Here is a 20435-nt window from a genome sequence, read left to right on the forward strand (position 1 = left end):
CGTTATGAAAAACAACAATTCCGCCGATGTGGTTGTTATCGGCGCGGGCGTTAACGGCTCGCTGCTAGCGACCCGTCTGGCAAAAGCAGGTAAATCAGTACTGTTACTGGAGTCCGGCCCGAAAGTAGCACGCGATCAGCTGGTTGAGCGTTTCCGAGCATCGGCGTTCAAATCTGACTTTATGTCGCCGTATCCGTTCTCGCCCAAGGCACCGCATCCGCGCTATACACCGGAACCGAATGATTACCTGCATCAGGCCGGGCCGCATCCGTTTGCTGCGCAGTACATTCGCATGTTTGGTGGCACCAGCTGGCACTGGGCGGCGCAGTTGTGGCGCTTTGTTCCCAACGACTTCCGTCAGCACAGCCAGTATGGTGTCGGCAAAGATTGGCCAATTGGCTATGACGACCTGGAAGAGTACTACTATCAGGCCGAAGTGATCGCGGGGGTAGGCGGATCGCCGGACAATGGTTCGCCGCGCAGCAAACCTTATCCGATGGAGCGCGTGCCGGCGTCCTGGTTGCAGCAACGCGTGACCGCACGCCTGGCACCCGACTTCACCGTGCTCGATGACAGCACGGGTCGCAACAGCCACAGTTACGATGGCCGTCCGGCCTGCTGCGGCAATAACAACTGCATGCCGCTTTGCCCAATCGACGCCCAGTATCACGGCGGGATTGCCGCACAGCAGGCTGAAAACAGCGGCGTGAAAGTGATCACCGAAGCGGTGGTGTATCAGCTGGAGCACGATGCCAGGGGCAATATCGTGGCAGCCAATTACTATGACTGGAACAAAGTCAGCCATCGTGTCACGGCTGAAACCTTTGTACTGGCCGCCAACTCGATTGAAACCCCAAAACTGCTGCTGATGTCTGTCAGCGATAAATTCCCGAACGGTATCGCCAACGCGCACGATAATGTGGGTCGCAACCTGTGCGATCACCCGGCGATAGGCGTGACGTTTGACGTCGATGAAGAGATTTGGCCAGGACGTGGCCCGGTGAGTCCTTGTTCGATTGGTCAGTTCCGTGACGGCGATTTCCGCAGCGAACACTCACCGTTCCGTATCGATATCTCTAACGCTTCACAGGTTGCCTCAGTGACTAAAGAAGCGCTGGCGGAAGGGCTGTTTGGCAAGAAGTTGCAGGAAGCGATTCGCTTCCGCGCCGCGCGTCGCCTTAGCATCAAAAATGCGCTGGAGCAGTTACCCGATCCGAACAACCGCGTGACCTTGAGCAGCAACAAAGACGAGCTGGGTTTACCCACGCCATCGCTGTATTGGGACGTGAACGACTATGTCATCAAAGGCACCGCGAAAACCCGTGAATGCTATGATGCGATTGCGGCCAAACTCGGCGCGACCAACATTAAGCACAGCAAGAGCGGCAAGTTTTCCAACCGCCAGCACATCACTGGCACACTCTCGATGGGACTCGATCCGACCACCAGCGTCACTGATGCCTGGGGACGCGCGCACGACCATCAAAACCTGTTTATGGTCGGCACCGGTGTGATGCCAACTGTCGGCACCTGTAACGTGACGCTGACCGCCATGGCATTGGCTTTACGCACCGCAGACAAAATCCTGCAGGAGACGCAACATGGCTAAGCACTGGAAAGCCCTGCTTGCCGCAGGCAGTTTGGCGTTAGCGGTTTCACAGGCGCATGCCGAAGATCAGCAGCTTATTAAACGTGGCGAGTATCTGGCGATTGCCGGTGACTGTGGCGCGTGCCACACCGAAGCGGGCAAAGCGCCGTTCAGCGGTGGTCATGCCATTGCCAGTCCGTTAGGCACGATCTTCAGTACCAATATCACCCCCTCTAAAACGGCAGGGATCGGCCAATACAGCGAGCAGCAGTTTGCCGATGCGTTGCGTAAAGGGGTTCGCGGTGATGGCAGTCAGCTTTATCCGGCGATGCCGTATACCGCTTACGCGAAGCTCACCGATGAGGATGTCGCTGCATTGTATGCCTACTTTATGCAGGGTGTGCAGCCGGTAGATATTCAGCCTGAGAAAACGGCATTGCCGTTCCCCTTCAATCTGCGTTTCAGCATGGCAGCCTGGAATCTGTTGTTTATGGACAGCAAGCCCTTCCAGCCGGACGAGAAGCAGTCAGAAGAATGGAATCGCGGTGCCTATTTGGTACAGGGGTTAACCCACTGCAGCACGTGCCACACACCACGTAATTTCCTGATGGCGGAACAGCAGGACAAAAACTTGCAGGGTGCGTCACTCGGTACCTGGTTTGCACCTGATATCACGGCGGCAGCCTTGCAGGGCAAACCGCATTGGACACGTGAAATGTTGGCGCAGTATCTTGCAACTGGCCACGCCAGCAACGGCGCAACGGCGGGCGGTCCGATGCTGGAAGCGATCGATAAGAGCTTCTCGCGTATGACAGCAGAAGATCGCCAGGCTATTGCGACTTATTTGTTACCACAGGATAGCGCCACTGCTGAACCTGCGCAGGCCAATCGCTGGACGCTGGTAAGAGGTGACGATACGCCGCAGGCGGTATTAAGCGAAGGCGCACAGATTTATCGCAATAACTGTGCATCCTGCCATAACCTGACAGGCGAGGGGCTGAATGGACTGCCGGCATTACAAAATCATCCGGTGTTGAATAAGCCCAATGCGGACAATGTGGCGATGGCAGTACTGCAAGGCGTTTGGCCTGAAAAAGGGCAAGGGATGATTGGCTTTGCCGGTCAACTCAACGACCACCAAATCGCTGCGCTGACTAACTATGTGATGCAAGATATCGGGCACAGCAAGGTGCAGATCAGCGAGGAGCGAGTGAAATCACTGCGTGCTGGTGGTGATGCTTCGCCGCTGATGCTGGTGTCGCGCATCGGCATGGCCGCTGCCGGGTTCATCGTGGTGCTGGGGCTGTTCTGGTTAGGTTTCAGAAGAAAGAACAAACGCTAACGGCTTTGTCCTATGACAAATAGTCAGCTGTTGTTAAGATGCGCTTTTACGTTATCTAACAGGAGCTGGCTATGTTTTCAGGTCTTAGTGCCTTTCCGCTGACCCCGGTCAATGCGACAGGCATTGATGAAAAATCCTTTCTCTCGCTTCTCGCGCGTCTAACAATGGCAAAAGTCGATTCACTGGGCGTGCTGGGTTCAACCGGTAGCTACGCCTATTTCACCCGCGAGCAGCGCAAGCGCGTGTCGACGCTGGCCGTACAGCATGCGGATGGCATTCCGGTGATGGTTAGCATTGGCGCAACCAGCACAGATGAGGTGCTGCGACTGGCGGAAGATGCGCAGCATGCAGGCGTAAGCGCTTTATTATTACCTGCTGTTTCCTACCAAAAGCTCACTGAAGAGGAAGTGTTTGGCTTCTATGCCGAGGTGGCGCGGAATGTTTCGCTGCCCATCTGCGTTTATGATAATCCCGGCACGACCCACACCGAGTTCTCAAATGATCTTTACGCACGGATAGCCGCGCTTCCCAATATCGCTTCCATCAAAATACCGGGTGTGCCTGCCGACATGCATTCCGCAGCCCAGCGGGTGAGCGCATTACGTGCGCAACTCCCCGCAGAGATAAGCATTGGTGTCAGTGGTGATGCATCGGCCGGCAACGGTTTAATGGCGGGATGCGATGTCTGGTATTCCGTATGTGGCGGCTTATTTCCCAACACAGCATTAGCGCTGACACGAGCCGCTCAGGCGGGCGATTTCGCTGCTGTCGTTGAGCAATCCCAGCGACTGGAGCCGCTTTGGACGCTGTTCCGTCAACATGGCGGCAGTATTCGCGTGATAGCGGCCGCAGCGGCACTGCTTGGGCTGGCGGAGGAAAACAACTTGCCGCGCCCGCTACGTGCTTTATCCAGTGAGCATCAACGGGAAGTACTCCAGGTGATGAGATCGCTGGAGTTGGCCTAGCTCAGTTAACTATTAGCGCGATCATAGTTTTCGCACTAATAGTTAAGATTGATATAGTTTACATGGTTATTATTGTTTCCATCGAAGGCTCACAGCCTTCTCATCAAACAAACCAAGGAATATGACCATGAAAACTATCAAAGCTATGTCAATCGCCGCTGTTGCCGCTCTTTCTCTGATGTCTGCTGCCAGCTTCGCACAAACAGTGACTGCAACTTCTCTGACTCTGGATGGAGCAGAAGCGAAAATTGCTGCTCAGGCTCATCAGCAGAATGAACAATACAAAATCATTGAAGCCAGCAACGGCAATGTCGTGCACATGACCGCAGAATTGTACAAATAAGTATCGGATGGTTGCACAGGGAAGTGCCGGGAAAGGCCGCCTTACGGGGCGGCTTTTTCCGTCTTAACACTCTCCGCAAAAGGGGCAGGCCCATGAAACAGAATCATCAAGATATTGATCAGCAAGCCAGCGCATTTGTCGATGCATTAAGGGCGCAACGCCAGGCTCATATGCCGATTATGCGATTCCATCAGTGGCCGCACTTCATCTCCACGGTTAAATCGCTGATGGCAAAATCCTGATTGGGGCGTCGGTAATGTTAAAGCTCAATACAGTCGCTGTTTGGCGGATAACGTTTTCGCCATTCTGTCGGTGGTAAATCAAAATATTGTTTGAAAGCGCGAGAGAAATGGAGTTGATCGTTGTAACCCACCGAACAGGCAATCACTTTGATGGGTAATGATGCATCTTGCAGTAAAGTTTTCGCCATGTTCATACGCGTGCGCAATAAATACTGTTTAGGTCCTACACCCAACGTTTTTTGAAACATTCGACTCAAATAACTGCGGTCAATTCGGCAATGGTTCGCAATATCACTGACCCCGATGGGGTTCAGATAGTTGCGTTCGATAAAGGCAATGGCATGATCCAGCTGCTTGTTATCATTGCTGGTGGAGACAGCACTATTTTTCCCGCCACTGATTAATGCATCGAATAATAAGCAGGTTAATCCAGCCAGTTTGATCGGACGGTCGGCGTCTTCAGCAATCAATAATTTCCATACCTCCTCCAGTTCCTGATGACCTCGCGGTAATGCTGCCGTCCAAACGGGGGTCTCTCGGTTAAGCCCGCAAAGCTCAAAGGTGCGCTGCGCTATCAATCCATCTACCTCTAGCCACATATACTCCCAGGGTATTTTCTTATCGGCAGAGTAGGTGGTTATCTGATGCGGGAAGATTAAAAAAGCTTCCCCGGCTGAAATATCCCAACGTCCCTGTTCAGAAAGTAAACTCCCTCTGCCAGCCATAACATAGTGCAATAAATAGTGTTGGCGTACTGCGGGGCCGAAAGTATGAGCGAGCACACACGCCTCGTGGCCAAACTGATAAATATTCAAACCAAAATGCAATATATGTTCAGGTAGTAAATATTTTTCCATATGTAATCATCAACGGGAGGGGATGCTTGAACTTTCTATCACACATTTTAAGCGGCTAGCACGCCGATTTACCTGATAAAAGGCAATGTGAGATATTCATCACACTTCCTTAACGGCGATACCATTCTGCTATAAGAATGTCACATTTATACATATCGCTTCGCCTGGCCGTTGTTTATGTTTTAACGACACAGTCATGCTGGAATATAAGGTGAAAAAATGAAAATAACGTTCATTGGAGCGGGGAGCACTGTTTTTGCCAAAAATGTGCTCGGTGATGTGCTGGCTACTGCTGATATCTCTGATGCTGAGATTGCGCTGTATGATATTGATGCGCAGCGACTCGATGAGTCTTACAAAATGCTGACAAACATTAATGCCAATATTAACCAAAACCGCGCACGCATTCATCAATATGCGGGGGTTGAATTACGACGTGAGGCATTGAAGCAAGCAGACTTCGTTATCAATGCCATTCAGGTGGGGGGGTATCAGCCCAGCACCGTGATTGATTTTGATATTCCTAAAAAATACGGTTTACGTCAGACCATTGCGGATACTTTGGGCGTCGGGGGGCTTTTCCGCGCGCTACGCACGTTACCCGTGATGTTTGATCTGGCGCGAGACATGGAAGAGGTTTGCCCAAATGCGTGGCTGCTCAATTATACCAATCCCATGGCATCATTGACGGGCGCAATGCTCAGATATACCAGCATCAAAACGGTGGGCTTATGCCACAGCGTACAAGTTTGCGCTGAAACGTTGTTAAAGAGCGTTGATATGCCAACTGACAATGTGGTGTTCAATATTGCCGGTATCAATCATATGGCATGGTTATTAGATATTCGACGCAATGGTGAGGACCTCTATCCTGAGATTCGGCGTCGTTCATTGGCGTTGACAGAGCAACATGATGATAGGGTGCGACATGAGATCATGCATAAATTCGGCTATTACGTCACTGAGTCCTCCGAGCACAATGCGGAATACATGCCTTACTGGATCAAGCGAAATTATCCGGAATTAATTCAGCAGTTTAATATTCCGCTCGATGAGTATCCGCGTCGCTGCATTGAGCAGATTGAACGCTGGCATATGCAACGTGAGCAATTAACCCACAATGAAAATCTCACCCATACCCGCAGCCTGGAATATGCGTCTTATATCATTGAAAGCATGATGCTTGATAAACCCTATAAGATTGGCGGTAACGTACTTAACAACGGCTTAATCACTAATTTACCCCGCGAGGCCTGTGTAGAAGTGCCTTGTCTGGTGGATGCTCAAGGCATTACTCCCTGCTACGTCGGTGATCTTCCGCCACAGTGCGCGGCGCTGAATCGCACCAATATCAATACGCAACTCCTGACCATTGAAGCGGCGGTCACCGGTAAGAAAGAGCACATTTATCATGCGGCTCTGCTCGATCCGCATACCTCTGCGGAGCTTTCCATCGACGATACGATACGTCTGTGTGACGAACTGATTGCGGCACATGGCGATTGGTTGCCTTCATATCACTGATATTCAGAGAATTTCTGCTAAATTACCTGTGCGTGGAGGCAACTGCTTCATGGCTGTCGGTTGCCACCCGTTCAAGGAGGAGAGTCAATCATGAGTGTGTCGCTAAAGACCAAAATCAGCTATGGCCTGGGTGCATTCGGCAAAGATTTCGCCATTGGCATCATCTATATGTATCTGATGTTTTACTACACCGATGTGGCCGGTATTTCGATGGGCATGGTCGCCACGTTATTTCTGGTGGCGCGATTTCTCGATGCGTTAGCCGATCCTGTTATGGGATGGATCGTCGAACGCACCCGGTCCCGTTGGGGCAAATTTAAACCCTGGATTTTGCTGGGTACGTTAGTGAACTCAGTGATGTTGATTGCCGTGTTTCATGCTCATCATTTTCAAGGTACCGGGCAAATTGTGTGGATCTGGATAACCTATCTGCTGTGGGGATTTACCTACACCATCATGGATGTGCCATTCTGGTCACTGGTACCTTGCATTACGCTGGATAAACGTGAGCGAGAAGCATTGATTCCCTGGCCGCGATTTTTTGCCAGTTGTGCAGGCTATCTCACGGGGGTGATTGGATTACCCGCTATCCGCTGGCTAGGTGGCGGCAACCAAGGTGAGGGTTTTCTCTACTTCACTTACATCATCGTGTTTTTCTTCATCCTTTCTACGTTGGTGACGCTGCTGAATGTGCATGAGAGGTACTCCTCATCGCAAACAACAGCAAAAAGCGAACAACACAGTCTCGGCACCGTGCTCAGTATGATCACCCGCAACCGACCATTATTTGTATTGTTAATCATGGCATTGGCGTGGAACCTGGCTTATAGCATCATTACAGCATTCGCCGTGTATTACTTTAAATATGTATTTGGACGCGAGGATCTTTTCCCGTGGTATATGGCGTTTGCCGGTGTGGCTAATCTCATCACCATTGTGTTGTTCCCACGTTTAGTTCGCATTTTCTCCCGTCGGGTATTGTGGCTCAGCGCGTCGGTGCTGCCGGTGCTCAGCTGCTTTATGCTGTTCGCGATTGCTGTTTGGGCGCCGCAAGGGGCAGTGCTTATCTCACTGTCTGGTGTATTGGTGAATATTGGCAATGCCCTCTTCTGGGTAATGCTGGTGATTATGGTGGCGGACACCGTGGACTATGGTGACTACGCGCTAGGTGTCCGCATTGAGAGCATTGCCTATTCTGTCCAAACCATGGTGGTGAAAGCAGGTGCTGCTTTTGCCGGGCTGTTTATCGGTATGGTGCTTAGCCTGATTGGCTATGTGCCAAATGTGCAGCAAAGTGCATCAACCCTCTTAGGTATGCAGGCGATTATGGTAGGCGCGCCATTACTCTTTTTCGCTATCACCGTGGGCGTTTATCTGCGCTATTACGCGTTGGATGGGCATTTATTGGATCAGGTGCAGCAGTGGTTACAAAATAAGTATGGTGCGCAAAATGTAGCTGAGGTCACGCCTGAAGCAGAAGGCTCCTTGCCTGCGCAGCAGATCCGGAGCTCGGTCTGATCCATAACCTTGAGTACTATTAGTGTGATCATGGTGATCGCACTAATAGTTAATGGTGAAATGATAACTTGGGTTATTATTATTTCCATCGAAGGCACACAGCCTTCATAAACAACCCAAAGGAATAAGACCATGAAAACCATTAAAACACTGACCATCGCCGCTGCCGCCTCTCTTTCACTGATGTCTGCTGCCAGCTTTGCCCAGAGCATCTCTGTTGAGTCGTCAACTCTTGACGGTGCCGAAGCGAAAGTTGCCGCAGTCGCTCAACAGCAGGGCGCACAGTATAAAATCACTGAAGCGAACACCAACAACCGTGTGCACATGACTGCAGAACTGTACAAATAAGTTCAGTTTCCGCTTCAGCGTTAAGGCCGCCTCCGGGCGGCTTTGCTGTTTCTGAGACCTGGAACACTAACTTGATTGTGACGATGAGAGATTTCGGGTTTTAACAGATCCAGCTTAAGAAAAGGCCATATTGAATCACATTCAAATTTTTTGAATTTAATCAGCAAATCCTTCAGCTTTTACTCCACGGGAAGCAGGTCTATTATTTCTCACATCGAGGCGAAACGCCTTAAAAACTGAAAATCACTCTGAGGAAATGACCATGAAATCTATCAAAACTTTCGTTGCAGTTTCTGCTCTTACCCTGGTTTCATTCGCGAGTTTCGCACAAAGTATCTCTGTTGATGCTTCGACTCTGGACAGTGCGGAAGCAAAAATCGCCGCCGTTGCTCAACAACAGGGCGCTCAGTACAAAATTACTGAAGCCAACACCAACAACCGCGTGCACATGACGGCTCAGTTGTATAAATAAGCTCGCCACCCACGATATTAAGGCCGCCTACGGGCGGCTTTGTCATTTGTGCTAACCGACCAGCAGCGACTCGATTTCAGTTTTTGCCTGCAATAAAGCCGCGAGAAGCTGTGGAAACTGCTCATCAAAGCGTAATGATGGCACTGCAATGGCCAGCGCATAACGTTCTCCCGGCCCGGTATTCAGGGCGACACTGATACCGCATACACCCCGCGCATGCTCTTCGCGATCTACCGCATAGCCTTGCTCACGAATCTGCTGAATGGCTTTTAATAGAAGCTGAGGATCTCGCAAAGTATTTAGGGTGCGTACATCGTTCAACTGCGGAAGTAATGCCGAGATGACATCATCCGTTTGTTCAGACAATAACGCTTTACCATGCGCAGCGCAGTGCGTGGGAAAGGCAGTGCTGATGGGTGAGACCACGCGCAACTCCTGATCGGAAGCATATTGGCTGACCAGAGCCGTATGGCTGCCGCGCCAGACGCATAAATCGACCGTTTCTCGCGTACGACGTCCAAGCGTCTCCATCGCCGGTTGAGAGAGCGCGATAATATCGGTATGTGCCGAAGCGGCAAGTCTTGCTAGCGCGGGACCCAGCTTGATGCCTTCACTGCCCTGTAGCAGCAACTGCTGAGAAATCAACGACGTGACAAGTCGATGTACAGTGGTGCGCGGTAGCGCTGTCAGTTTTGACAGCTCGGACATGCTTAATCCTGCTGGTCGATTTTCTAACGCCCGCAATATAGTCGCGGCACGTGCAATAACCTGCGAACCGTTAGCCTCTGTATCTGCAGCCATCACTCTTCCGCTTTATCAATTTAGATGGCCGCCACTATAGCACGGTAGCCATTGACAATATGCGCCGGTGTCGTAACACTCATGTCCGTTAAATGGTTAATCATTCCATTATTCGGATAAATAAAAATCATGACATCAATTAAACCCGCAGGTGCAGTTACGCTCCTGGCTGTCAGTTGCCTGACCATTATGGTGGGATGCGTCATTGTGCCGGGATTGAGTGACATCGCCGCGCAATTAAGGGTTGCTTATCTGGCAAGTTGGTTGGTGACGCTGCCTGCGTTAGGCGTGATATTGGCGGGGCCATTAGCAGGTCGAGCGATAGACCGTTTTGGTGCCTATCCTATGCTACTGATTGGGCTTTTCTGCTATGGCGGATTGGGCGTGGCAGGTGTTTGGTTGCCGGGCGCAGTGCCACAAATCATCGACCGCATCCTACTGGGGGGCGCAACAGCGGTGGTGATGTCTGCCGGGACCAGTTTAATTGCCCGTTTTTATCAGGCTGAAGCCCGATTAAAGATGATCGCGCGACAAGGCATGGCAATCGAGTTGGGTGGCGTAGTGTTTCTCTTTGTGGGAGGGATTCTGGCCTCCGCAAGTTGGCGTTATCCGTATGGGCTGTATCTGTTCTCTTGGCTGCTGCTGGTGTTGGTGCTCATTTGTGTCCCGCGCCCTCAGCAGCAGATGAGAGCGGAAACAATAGAAGAGGGCGTAATGGACAGCGATCGCCGGTTGCGGCCGGTATGGCTGGCGGCGTTCTGTTCCATGATCTGTTTTTTCACCGCCGTTATTATGCTGCCGCAACGGTTTGCTTTGATGGGTGTGAATGCCGCACATATTGGCTATTTTCTCTCATTTGTCTCGCTGGTGGCGGTGCTGGCAGCAGCACTGATGCCGCATGTTGCGCTGCAATTCGGCCACTATTCCACGCTGATCATGGCGTTCATTTGCTACCTGTTGGCACACCTTGAATTTGCAGCGGCCCCCGATGTCATGTTGTGCCTGCCAGGCGGCATCTTATTAGGCATGGGGTTTGGGCTGTCAGTGCCTTTGGTGAATCACCTGACAGTTGAAATAAGCCAACCTCAGGAACGTGGGCGCCAATTGGCACGTTTATCAATGGCCATATTTGGCGGACAATTTATGGCGGCGTTCATGACATACCTCCCAGGTCACTTTTCGATGGCCTTTTTTGCCGCCGCCATATTAGCTGCCATCAACATCATTGCGATGTGTAAGGTCTCGGTAAGATGTAATTAGCACGATCATGATGATCGCACTAATAGTTAATCATGAAATGGTAACTTAGGGTATTATTATTTCCATCGAAGGCACACAGCCTTCATAAACAACCCAAAGGAATAAGACCATGAAAACCATTAAAACACTGACCATCGCCGCTGCTGCCGCTCTTTCACTGATGTCTGCTGCCAGCTTTGCCCAGAGCATCTCCGTTGAGTCTTCAACTCTTGACGGTGCCGAAGCGAAAGTTGCCGCAGTCGCTCAGCAGCAGGGCGCACAGTATAAAATCACTGAAGCGAACACCAACAACCGTGTGCACATGACTGCAGAACTGTATAAATAAGTTCAGTTTCCGCTTCAGCGTTAAGGCCGCCTTCGGGCGGCTTTGCTGTTTCTGGAATCTGGAGTCTGTTATTGGGTGCTGTGATCTGACCGGAAATGTCCCTGCCTTGTCTCACACCTCAGCTCACTGGTCTGTAGCATGTTGCGTCATCACTCAGCAAAAACAGGCATCTCATGAAAATCATCGTCGGCAAAAACTTTTCCCCAGCGCGTGCGTGGGAGGCTCTCGATATTGCCAATTTTGATGGCACCAGCGTGCGATTGCACTGGACTGATCAGCCTTATCGCTGGCACATCAATGACGGTGAAGAAGTCTTCGTGGTGTTAGATGGTGTGGTCGAGATGCATTACCGCGAGCGGGAGGAAGTGCATAAAGTGATGCTCAACGTGGGTGACATTTTCTTCGCCAGCGTGGGTACCGAACATGTCGCTCATCCCCAAGGTGCGGCACGCGTGTTGGTGATTGAAAAAGAAGATTCAGTTTAGCCCTCGACAAACTCGCGAAGGCGTACAAAAAAACAGCACTGCGCGGGAGCTGGCACTGCAGGCGGGAAAAGCTGATTTATCCACAGGTTAGCGAGCGCTCTTTTCACCTGAAATGTGGATAAGATGGCACTCTACCGATCAATGACGTTATTGTAATGTGAGTTATGGTTAGTGCGATCATGATGATCGCACTAATAGTTAATAATGAAATGGTAACTTGGGTTATTATTATTTCCATCGAAGGCACACAGCCTTCATAAACAACCCAAAGGAATAAGACCATGAAAACCATTAAAACACTGACCATCGCCGCTGCCGCCGCTCTTTCACTGATGTCTGCTGCCAGCTTTGCCCAGAGCATCTCCGTTGAGTCATCAACTCTTGACGGTGCCGAAGCGAAAGTTGCCGCAGTCGCTCAGCAGCAGGGCGCACAGTATAAAATCACTGAAGCGAACACCAACAACCGTGTGCACATGACTGCAGAACTGTATAAATAAGTTCAGTTTCCGCTTCAGCGTTAAGGCCGCCTTTGGGCGGCTTTGCTATTTAAGGCCTAATAAAACGTATTAGCTGATTGCGTTGACAAAACGCTGCGTTATTTGCTGAGGACGGGTTATCGCGCCACCGACCACCACAGCATGCGCGCCCAGTTTTAAACACTGCGCCGCCATCTCAGGTGTTTCCACATTGCCTTCTGCAATCACTGGCGCCTTCACTGCTGTTAATACTTCACGCAGAAAGTGAAAATCATTTGCCGCCAGATACTTTCCGCGCGTTTCCGCCGTATAGCCATGCAGCGTAGTACCTACGCAGTCGAAGCCGAGTTCATCCGCCAGCAGCGCCTCATCAACTGTCGCGATATCTGCCATCAGCAATAACTGCGGATAGCGTTGACGAATCGCCGCCACCAACTGCGGCAACTGCAGTTCGCCAGGCCTCTGATGTTGCGTGGCATCCAGCGCGATCATCGCTGGATTCGCCGCCATCAATTCATCGACCTCTTTGAGCGTGGCAGTGATATATACATCACTGCCTGAATAATCTCGTTTGATAATGGCGATAATGGGCAAATCCACGGTTTGCATAATCTGCTCTACATCGATCAGACTGTTGGCGCGGATTGCCGACGCGCCACCTTGCTTCGCGGCTAATGCCATACGCGACATGATATAGGCGCTGTGCAGGGGTTCATTTTCCAGTGCCTGACAAGACACCACCAGTTTCCCTTTAATTTGCTCCAGCATGTTTGCTTTCATAGCGCGAGTAACTCCTCAACTTCATTTTTGATAATGGTGACGTGCGGGCCATAGATCACCTGTACGCCGTTGCCACGCTGGATAACCGCGCGAGCGCCCGTGGCCTTCAATGCGGCTTCATTAAGTTTAGAACTGTCGTTTAATGTGATACGCAAACGTGTGGCGCAGCAGTCAAGTTCGGCAATATTGTCTTTACCGCCCAGCGCTTCAATCACCTGCAAAGGGCGTTCGCCAGCGGCAACTGGCAAGGTATCGATGCTGACATCTTCACGGCCTGGCGTTTTGAAATTGAATCGAGTGATCAGCAGGCGGAAGGTAAAGTAATACAGCAGGAACCATGGCACGCCGACCAGGGGCACATACATCCAGTGGGTTTTCGCTTCACCCTGCAATACACCGAACAGAATGAAATCGATTAAACCGCCGGAGAAGGTCTGTCCAATGGTGATGTGCAGGATGTGGGCGATCATAAAGGCCAGGCCATCGAACAGCGCGTGAATCACATATAACACTGGCGCCACAAACAGGAACGAGAACTCAATCGGTTCGGTGATCCCAGTCAGAAATGAGGTGAGGGCGGCGGATAATAACAAACCGGCCACACGTTTGCGGTTCTCGGGTTTGGCAGTGTGATACATCGCCAGACAAGCCCCGATCAGGCCAAACATCATGGTGATAAAGCGGCCCGACATAAAGCGCGCCGTCCCCAGATAAAACTGCTGCGTATTGGGATCGGCCAACTGAGCGAAGAAAATGCGCTGAGTGCCTTCAACCAGATGACCATTGACCATTTCACTGCCGCCCAAAGCGGTAGTCCAGAAAGGCAGATAGAAGATGTGATGCAGACCAAACGGGCCGAGCATGCGCAACACAAAGCCGTATATGAAGGTGCCGAAATACCCCGTGGCATCGACCAGTCCACCCATACCGAATATCAACTTCTGAAAATGCGGCCAGACGATGGTCATTGCCGCGCCAACGATAATCGCCACAAACGAGCTAATAATCGGGACGAAGCGTGAGCCACCAAAGAAGCCGAGAAATTGTGGCAGGGCAATTTTGTTATAGCGATTGTGCAGTAACGCGGTGACCAGCCCGATCACGACACCACCAAACACGCCGGTTTCCAGCGTTTGAATGCCGAGCGCCATGCCCTGACCCACGGCACTGAGATTACTGCTGGCCAGTACGCCGGTGAGCGTCAAGAGGGCATTGATGGTGGCATTCATCACCAGATAGGCGAGCAGAGATGCCAGTCCTGCTGTGCCCTTGTCGCTTTTCGCGAGACCTACCGCCACGCCCACCGCAAACAGGACTGCGAGGTTGGCGAAGACCACCGAACCTGCGCTGGCCATGATGGTGAACACCCCTTGTAGCCAGGCGATATCCAGAAACGGATAGGCTTTAACAGTGTTGGGATTGGATAACGCGCCGCCAATGCCCAACAGCAAGCCGGCGGCAGGCAATACCGCGATCGGCAACATAAAGGATTTTCCAAAACGTTGCGCTTTTTCAAACCAGCCTCCTGAAGAGGCTCCACTGAACATTGACATAAATTTTTATCCCCGAAGTGTTGTTGTGGTAAAAATTATTATCACAATCTACTTCATCGGATGAAAATTACTACCATTAGTGTGATAGCTTTCACTTATAATGAATTCTGCTGGCACAAAGCAGGGCCTTTACGCACACTAAGCGCCATCAATAATGGCTAATGGAGAGGTGTCATGACGGACAATGGAAATATTTTGCTGCATCTGAAGCAGGGCTTGCCGGGCTACAGTCCGGCGCTGCAAAAGCTGGGCGACTTCATCCTGACCGAACCGCAGAGAGTGCTGTATCTCACCATTACCGAATTGGCGAAAGAGACGGACACCAGCGAAGCCAGCGTGACGCGCTTGTGCCGCAACCTGAGTTGCAAAGGCTACACCGAATTTAAGATGGCGCTGGCGCTGGATGTGCAGCAGAGTCAGCCCGCGCTGGCAGCAACGGGCGATCCGGTTGATGCGCTGGTGGAAGAGTCGGTGCAGGCGCTGCGTGACACCGGAAAATTTATTGATCGCGAGGTCTTACAGCAGGCAGGTGCGGCGGTGCATCAGGCGCGATCTATCCAAATCTATGGCGTGGCTGCCAGCGCGATAACCGGCGAATATTTGCATTATCGTCTACTACGGCTGGGCAAATCCGCGCAGCTGTTTGGTGATATGCATCGTGCGGCCATGAATGCTTCGACCCTGGGTGAAGGTGATTTGGTCATCGCGATCTCTGCTTCCGGTTCCACCAAAGATCTGATGCATGTGGTCAATGTGGCGAAGAAGCGCAAAGCTCAGGTGCTGATGCTAAGTAATACGCTGCGCAGCCCGATGGGCAATCTGGCGGATATGTTGCTGGTGGCGGCGCGACCGGAAGGTCCACTTAATGCCGGAACGTTGAGTGGGAAGGTAGGGGCGATGTTGCTGGTTGAGGCGTTAATGGGGGAGCTGATGGCACATGATGCGCATTACGCCACAGCCAGTCAGCAAACGGCCAGTGCAACGTTGCCGATGTTAATCTGACCGCTGGGTCATTCGCTCTTAATTCCAACATGACGGAAAAATCGGTGCGCAGCGATGCGCACCCGAGAAGATACATTTACTCACTCGCCAGCGCGGCGACCGGATCCATACGGGCAGCTTTGCGCGCAGGCAAATAACCAAAAATCATGCCGATTATAGTGGAGCAGGCGAAAGCTGCCCCCGCGGATTCCCATGAGTAGATGGCTGTCAGTACACCGCCTGCCATCAGGCTAATCAGCGGACCGATCACCAGTGAGAGTGCCACGCCGAGTGAACCGCCAACCAAACATACCAGCACCGCCTCAATCATAAACTGCTGCATGATATCGCCACGCCGCGCACCCACGGCCATACGCACGCCAATCTCATGCGTTCGTTCGGTGACGGACACCAGCATAATATTCATCACGCCGATGCTGCCGATCATCAGCGCAATCGACGCCACCATCAAAATCAGCAAGGTCAAGGTGGCTGCCGCGCCTTCGATGGCTTTACGGTACTTATCGCGGTTAAACATCAGGAAGTCTTTGGTGCCATGACGCGCAGTCAGTAATTGCGTCAGCGATTCCACCGCCGGACCGCTGACCACATCATCTTTAAGTTTAACGCTGATACTTGTGAGCGCTGTTTGCCCACTGATGCGGTACATCATGGTGCTCCAGGGCAGCCACACGCTGAGACGATTGGGCGAAATGCCGTTATCTTCATGCGCCACACCAATGACTCGCACCGGCACAGACCCTAACACGATCATTTTTCCGATGGGTTTTTCATTGGCTGCAAACAGCTTATTGCGCGTATTGGTATCAATGATGATCTCTTGCCGGGCATGGCGTTCATCACTGAAGTTGCTGCCTTCGGTGAGTTTGATGCCCTGAATCTCAAAGTAATCTTTGCCGACGCCCGATACGGATGCTTTCGACGAGTTGGAGAGATAACGGATCGGCTGGGTCGAGAGCAGCTCAGGGCTGACTTTGTCGACAAACTGCTGGCGAGCAATCACATCGGCATCAGCCATCACCAGCGTCAACACCGGATGCGCATCATCTTCGGCGAAATCACCGCCGGCATACACGGACACCACATTCGTTCCGAGACCGGAAATACTCTCCAGCGTTTTTTCACGCGCACCTTGTCCAAGCGCGACGACAGTGACGACAGCGGCAATACCAAAGATAATACCGGTCATGGTGAGTGCGGTGCGTAAGCGATGCGTATTCATGGCATTTAGCGCCATGCGCATTGACTCGCGCAGGCGATCAATAAATCCGCGCAGCTTGCTCTGACTTCTGCTCACCATTGGCTGATAGCACGATCGCGTCGCCTCTGTTTTTGGCCCGCTGTCAGCAAAAATTTCACCGTCCTGGATTTCGATGATGCGGTCAGCGTGTTGCGCCACTTTCATATCGTGTGTGACGATAATTACCGTATGACCGTCACGATTCAGGTCATGAAGAATGCGTAACACTTCCTCGCCAGAATGCGAATCCAGCGCGCCGGTCGGTTCATCGGCGAGAATAATCTCGGCTCCATTAATCAACGCTCGCGCAATACTGACGCGCTGCTGCTGGCCACCAGAGAGCTCACCCGGTTTATGGTGTTCACGGCCTTTGAGACCGAGCCGTTCCAGTAATTGAGCAGCACGCGCCCGCCGCGCATGCCCCGGCAAATTGGCATAAATCGCCGGGATTTCGACGTTGCTTAATGCGGTCAGGTCCGGCATTAAGTGGTAGCGCTGAAAAATGAAGCCAATATGTTCACGGCGGACTTTCGCCAGCGCGTCCGGAGAGAGTGAAGCGGTATTCTGGCCTGAGATAAAATAGTGACCGCTGTCGGCGGCATCCAGGCAGCCGAGAATATTCAGCAATGTGGATTTGCCCGAGCCGGAAGGGCCAATGATCGCGACCATTTCGCCACTGGCGATCTGCAAATTGATATCTTTCAGCACATGCAAAGATTCTGAACCGTTAACATAGCTGCGCTGAATGTTTTTCAGTTCGATCAAGCTCACATCACCACCTTGTCCGCACCGACGGCTTGGGTAGCAAGGATGACTTTTTCACCGGCTTTTAAGCCGCTGAGAACCTGAATATCAACGCTGTCTGAAATACCGGTGGTAATAATACGTTTCTCAGGCTGATTCTCCTTGTTCGCCACCTCGACAAAGGTCTTGCCTTCCGCGTCTTTTTTCGTTGCCTGTACCGGAATCAACAGCGCGTCTTTCGCAGTGTCGCGCAGCAGATTAACTTGCGCGGTCATTGAGATGCGCAGGGTGTTATCGGGATTGGGAACATCGAGTAACGCATTGTAATAAATGGCGGCATTGGTACTGCTGGCCGGCGTACTTTCACTGTTGCCCATCAAGGCATCATCTTTCATCACCGATTCGGGTGCCAGTTCAATGCTACGCAGCGTCGCGTTGTAGCGTTTATCGGGATTGGCGAAGGTGGTAAACCAGGCTTGCTGGCCGGGGTGGATGTTGGTGATGTCCGCTTCGGAAACCTGCACTTTAATGGTCATGGTGCCCAGTTGCGCCAGCTTGGCGATGGTCGGCGCGCTCTGCGCGGCGTTAACCGTCTGGCCCTGTTTGGTTACGATGGCGATCACCGTGCCATCCATTGGTGCCATGATGCGAGTATAGCTGAGATCGAGCTGCTTCTTGTCCACCTCAATTTGAGCCTGAATGACGCGCGCTTTTTGCGCCGTCAACTCAGCACGCGCGGTGCTCCACGCTTCTGCCGCTTCGTCAAAATCCTGGCGCGACACCAGATTGGCTTTGATCATTTGCTGCAAACGTTTGAACTGCGCATCCTGTCGGACTAAGGTCGCTTCGCGTGTCTCCAAATCGGCTTGCGCCACGCTAAGCGCGGCCTGCGCATTGCGTAAATCACTGCGCTGTGGCTGATCGTCAATTTCAGCGATCAGTTCGCCCTTACTGACGTTATCGCCCGCTTTGATATAGAGCTTTTTCACCTGCCCCGATACCTGTGCACCGACGTTGACGCGTTCGATTGCGTCCATTTTGCCCGTCGCAGCGATGACGTTCTCGATGTTGCCTTGACGCACAACGGCGGTGACCAGTGGGTTCGGTTTTGGTCGTGAACTGCTGTAGGCCCAGACCAGAATAATGATCGCCAAAATAACGATCGCGACCAAAAGCCGCTTTTTAGAGGTATTCAACATAAGCATCCCTTTAATGAAGCGAGAATAGTAATCACTAAATGCAACAAACAGGAGAAAATTCGTCAGGATTTCTGCATTAAGTTGGGTGCGTTGAGAAAAAAATGAAAATTTTTCGAATAGAAATCGTCGTTGAGTTGTTTACCCCTAAACCACTCACTATTTGGGAAATGCTATGTCCGCTCCGGCCCGCCAAAACTCACGTCAACGCTATGACGCTTTCAGCATGACGCTGCACTGGATCACTGCGTTTAGCGTCATTTTTCTGTTTGCCTCGGCGCACATTTGGGAACAACTGGAAAAGGGCACACCGCTGCGCAAGGGTTTACAGGCGTGGCATATCTCTTTTGGCATTTTGCTGGCTTTGGTGATGATTGTGCGCCCACTGTGGCGTTTCTATTGCCAACGTCAGACGCATTTGGCCGTGGCGCCAGCTGAAAGCAGCACGCCGATGCGCATCATCGCGCATGCCGTTCATGGCTTGTTGTACCTGTTGTTATTCACTCAGGTTGTATTGGGTTTTCTGTTTCGTTGGGCGCAACAGGAACCGTTTAATTTCTTTGGCCTGTTCGATATTCCAACCTTTATTCATGTCGATACCGCACTGCGTCACACGCTGGCGGGATTACACAATAACGTTGCCTGGGCGCTGATTAGCCTGGCAGGCGCGCATGCGCTGGCGGCGTTACTCCATCACTACGTTCTGCGTGACAACGTGCTGCGCCGTATGCTGCCGTTGCGCGATTCGATGCCCCTCCGCGAGGATAAATGAATGATGAAGATGATGACTTCAATTCGCTGGTTTGCCGTGCCGGTATTGCTGATGGTGTTACATGCACCGACTGCATTCGCCATGGGTGATGACGACAGTGACAAGAAAATCCCGGATTGTCCGAAAGGGCAAGTGTATGACAGTAAAACCAAATCCTGCGTGCCGGAAAAAACCAGCATGCTGAGTGATGAGGATAAGACCAATTACGCCTACCACCTGGCGAAAAAAGGCGAGTATCAAGCTGCGCTGACGTTACTGGATACGTTGCACAATCAGAACACCAAAGAGGCATGGAACTATCGCGGCTACGCCACACGTAAACTGGGCCGCACCGACGAAGGGATGCGTTACTATCAGAAATCGATCGCACTAGACCCCAAATATGCCAAAGTGCGTGAATATTTAGGTGAAGCCTGGATGATCAAAGGCCGACCGGATCTGGCTAAAGAGCAGCTCACTATCATCAAATCGCTGTGCGGTGTGAAGTGTGAAGAGTATCAGGATTTGCACGCGGCCATTAATGGTCATCCTGAGTCCTGATGACCGCTGTTGACGGAGGATAGAAATATTACCAGCACTGAAGTCCGTCAACATCTGGCGGC

At 51.7% G+C, this 20435-nt stretch carries 22 protein-coding genes; 16 read left to right on the forward strand and 6 right to left on the reverse strand.

Annotated features, from left to right (window positions below; genetic code table 11):
- Positions 1-4 precede the first annotated feature (4 nt).
- From F3J37_RS16310 to F3J37_RS16330, 5 genes are all read left to right on the forward strand, one after another.
- Positions 5-1609 (forward strand): GMC family oxidoreductase, encoded by a 1605-nt coding sequence (locus F3J37_RS16310; RefSeq protein ID WP_166934469.1) that lies wholly within the window; start codon positions 5-7, stop codon positions 1607-1609.
- Positions 1602-2930, forward strand: a complete 1329-nt coding sequence (locus F3J37_RS16315; RefSeq protein WP_166934470.1) for a cytochrome c — start codon at positions 1602-1604, stop codon at positions 2928-2930. Before F3J37_RS16310 ends, F3J37_RS16315 begins: the two co-directional genes overlap by 8 nt.
- 71 nt (positions 2931-3001) lie before the next feature.
- Positions 3002-3895: a dihydrodipicolinate synthase family protein gene (locus F3J37_RS16320; protein WP_166934472.1), complete on the forward strand. Its 894-nt coding sequence runs from the start codon at positions 3002-3004 to the stop codon at positions 3893-3895.
- Between the two features lie 127 nt (positions 3896-4022).
- Positions 4023-4238 carry a YdgH/BhsA/McbA-like domain containing protein gene (locus tag F3J37_RS16325; RefSeq protein ID WP_058960987.1) on the forward strand — a complete coding sequence of 72 codons (216 nt, stop codon included), beginning with the start codon at positions 4023-4025 and terminating at the stop codon, positions 4236-4238.
- 92 nt (positions 4239-4330) lie between these two features.
- Entirely contained in the window at positions 4331-4480 is a 150-nt protein-coding gene (locus tag F3J37_RS16330) for a hypothetical protein (protein WP_166934474.1), read from the forward strand.
- Positions 4481-4497: 17 nt separating this feature from the next.
- Here F3J37_RS16330 and F3J37_RS16335 read toward each other — a convergent pair whose 3' ends face one another.
- Positions 4498-5337 (reverse strand): AraC family transcriptional regulator, encoded by an 840-nt coding sequence (locus F3J37_RS16335; RefSeq protein WP_166934476.1) that lies wholly within the window; start codon positions 5335-5337, stop codon positions 4498-4500.
- Positions 5338-5556: 219 nt separating this feature from the next.
- Here F3J37_RS16335 and F3J37_RS16340 point away from each other — a divergent pair, with 219 nt between their 5' ends.
- The 4 genes from F3J37_RS16340 to F3J37_RS16355 all read left to right on the forward strand — a co-directional run bounded on the left by F3J37_RS16340 (position 5557) and on the right by F3J37_RS16355 (position 9199).
- Entirely contained in the window at positions 5557-6861 is a 1305-nt protein-coding gene (locus tag F3J37_RS16340) for an alpha-glucosidase/alpha-galactosidase (RefSeq protein ID WP_166934478.1), read from the forward strand.
- A gap of 90 nt (positions 6862-6951) precedes the next feature.
- Entirely contained in the window at positions 6952-8379 is a 1428-nt protein-coding gene (gene melB / locus F3J37_RS16345; RefSeq protein WP_166934479.1) for a melibiose:sodium transporter MelB, read from the forward strand.
- 132 nt (positions 8380-8511) lie between these two features.
- Positions 8512-8727 (forward strand): YdgH/BhsA/McbA-like domain containing protein, encoded by a 216-nt coding sequence (locus tag F3J37_RS16350; RefSeq protein WP_166934482.1) that lies wholly within the window; start codon positions 8512-8514, stop codon positions 8725-8727.
- A 262-nt stretch (positions 8728-8989) separates the two neighbouring features.
- The gene (locus F3J37_RS16355) at positions 8990-9199 is read left to right on the forward strand and encodes a YdgH/BhsA/McbA-like domain containing protein (RefSeq protein ID WP_166934484.1); all 210 of its coding nucleotides are present in this window, start codon (positions 8990-8992) and stop codon (positions 9197-9199) included.
- A gap of 51 nt (positions 9200-9250) precedes the next feature.
- Here the strand turns inward: F3J37_RS16355 and F3J37_RS16360 are convergent, their stop codons facing one another.
- On the reverse strand, positions 9251-10000 hold the full coding sequence (locus tag F3J37_RS16360) for an IclR family transcriptional regulator (protein ID WP_166934486.1): 750 nt from the start codon (positions 9998-10000) through the stop codon (positions 9251-9253).
- 129 nt (positions 10001-10129) lie between these two features.
- Here F3J37_RS16360 and F3J37_RS16365 point away from each other — a divergent pair, with 129 nt between their 5' ends.
- The 4 genes from F3J37_RS16365 to F3J37_RS16380 all read left to right on the forward strand — a co-directional run bounded on the left by F3J37_RS16365 (position 10130) and on the right by F3J37_RS16380 (position 12567).
- Positions 10130-11260, forward strand: coding sequence for an MFS transporter (locus F3J37_RS16365; RefSeq protein ID WP_166934487.1), 1131 nt, complete (start codon positions 10130-10132; stop codon positions 11258-11260).
- A 109-nt stretch (positions 11261-11369) separates the two neighbouring features.
- The gene (locus F3J37_RS16370) at positions 11370-11585 is read left to right on the forward strand and encodes a YdgH/BhsA/McbA-like domain containing protein (protein WP_034829885.1); all 216 of its coding nucleotides are present in this window, start codon (positions 11370-11372) and stop codon (positions 11583-11585) included.
- A gap of 173 nt (positions 11586-11758) precedes the next feature.
- Complete coding sequence (locus F3J37_RS16375) at positions 11759-12070, forward strand: cupin domain-containing protein (protein WP_166934488.1); 312 nt, start codon at positions 11759-11761, stop codon at positions 12068-12070.
- A 281-nt stretch (positions 12071-12351) separates the two neighbouring features.
- Positions 12352-12567, forward strand: coding sequence for a YdgH/BhsA/McbA-like domain containing protein (locus tag F3J37_RS16380; protein ID WP_034829885.1), 216 nt, complete (start codon positions 12352-12354; stop codon positions 12565-12567).
- Positions 12568-12636: 69 nt separating this feature from the next.
- Here the strand turns inward: F3J37_RS16380 and F3J37_RS16385 are convergent, their stop codons facing one another.
- Both F3J37_RS16385 and F3J37_RS16390 read right to left on the reverse strand, forming a co-directional pair.
- Positions 12637-13326, reverse strand: coding sequence for an N-acetylmannosamine-6-phosphate 2-epimerase (locus F3J37_RS16385; RefSeq protein ID WP_058960978.1), 690 nt, complete (start codon positions 13324-13326; stop codon positions 12637-12639).
- Entirely contained in the window at positions 13323-14879 is a 1557-nt protein-coding gene (locus F3J37_RS16390; RefSeq protein WP_160867489.1) for a maltose/glucose-specific PTS transporter subunit IIC, read from the reverse strand. Before F3J37_RS16390 ends, F3J37_RS16385 begins: the two co-directional genes overlap by 4 nt.
- Before the next feature lie 174 nt (positions 14880-15053).
- Between F3J37_RS16390 and F3J37_RS16395 the strand changes: the two genes are divergently transcribed.
- Positions 15054-15881: a MurR/RpiR family transcriptional regulator gene (locus F3J37_RS16395; protein ID WP_058960976.1), complete on the forward strand. Its 828-nt coding sequence runs from the start codon at positions 15054-15056 to the stop codon at positions 15879-15881.
- Between the two features lie 76 nt (positions 15882-15957).
- Here F3J37_RS16395 and F3J37_RS16400 read toward each other — a convergent pair whose 3' ends face one another.
- Together F3J37_RS16400 and F3J37_RS16405 are read right to left on the reverse strand one after the other, a co-directional pair.
- The gene (locus tag F3J37_RS16400) at positions 15958-17892 is read right to left on the reverse strand and encodes a MacB family efflux pump subunit (RefSeq protein WP_166934490.1); all 1935 of its coding nucleotides are present in this window, start codon (positions 17890-17892) and stop codon (positions 15958-15960) included.
- Positions 17889-19064 carry an efflux RND transporter periplasmic adaptor subunit gene (locus F3J37_RS16405; protein WP_166934491.1) on the reverse strand — a complete coding sequence of 392 codons (1176 nt, stop codon included), beginning with the start codon at positions 19062-19064 and terminating at the stop codon, positions 17889-17891. The genes F3J37_RS16400 and F3J37_RS16405 overlap by 4 nt, the downstream gene beginning before the upstream one ends.
- Positions 19065-19236: 172 nt before the next feature.
- Between F3J37_RS16405 and F3J37_RS16410 the strand changes: the two genes are divergently transcribed.
- Together F3J37_RS16410 and F3J37_RS16415 are read left to right on the forward strand one after the other, a co-directional pair.
- Complete coding sequence (locus F3J37_RS16410; protein ID WP_166934493.1) at positions 19237-19833, forward strand: cytochrome b; 597 nt, start codon at positions 19237-19239, stop codon at positions 19831-19833.
- A 3-nt stretch (positions 19834-19836) separates the two neighbouring features.
- Positions 19837-20373: a tetratricopeptide repeat protein gene (locus tag F3J37_RS16415; RefSeq protein ID WP_370529966.1), complete on the forward strand. Its 537-nt coding sequence runs from the start codon at positions 19837-19839 to the stop codon at positions 20371-20373.
- Positions 20374-20435: the final 62 nt, after the last annotated feature.

This window comes from Candidatus Pantoea communis (genome assembly GCF_011752685.1).
Classification (GTDB): domain Bacteria; phylum Pseudomonadota; class Gammaproteobacteria; order Enterobacterales; family Enterobacteriaceae; genus Pantoea; species Pantoea communis.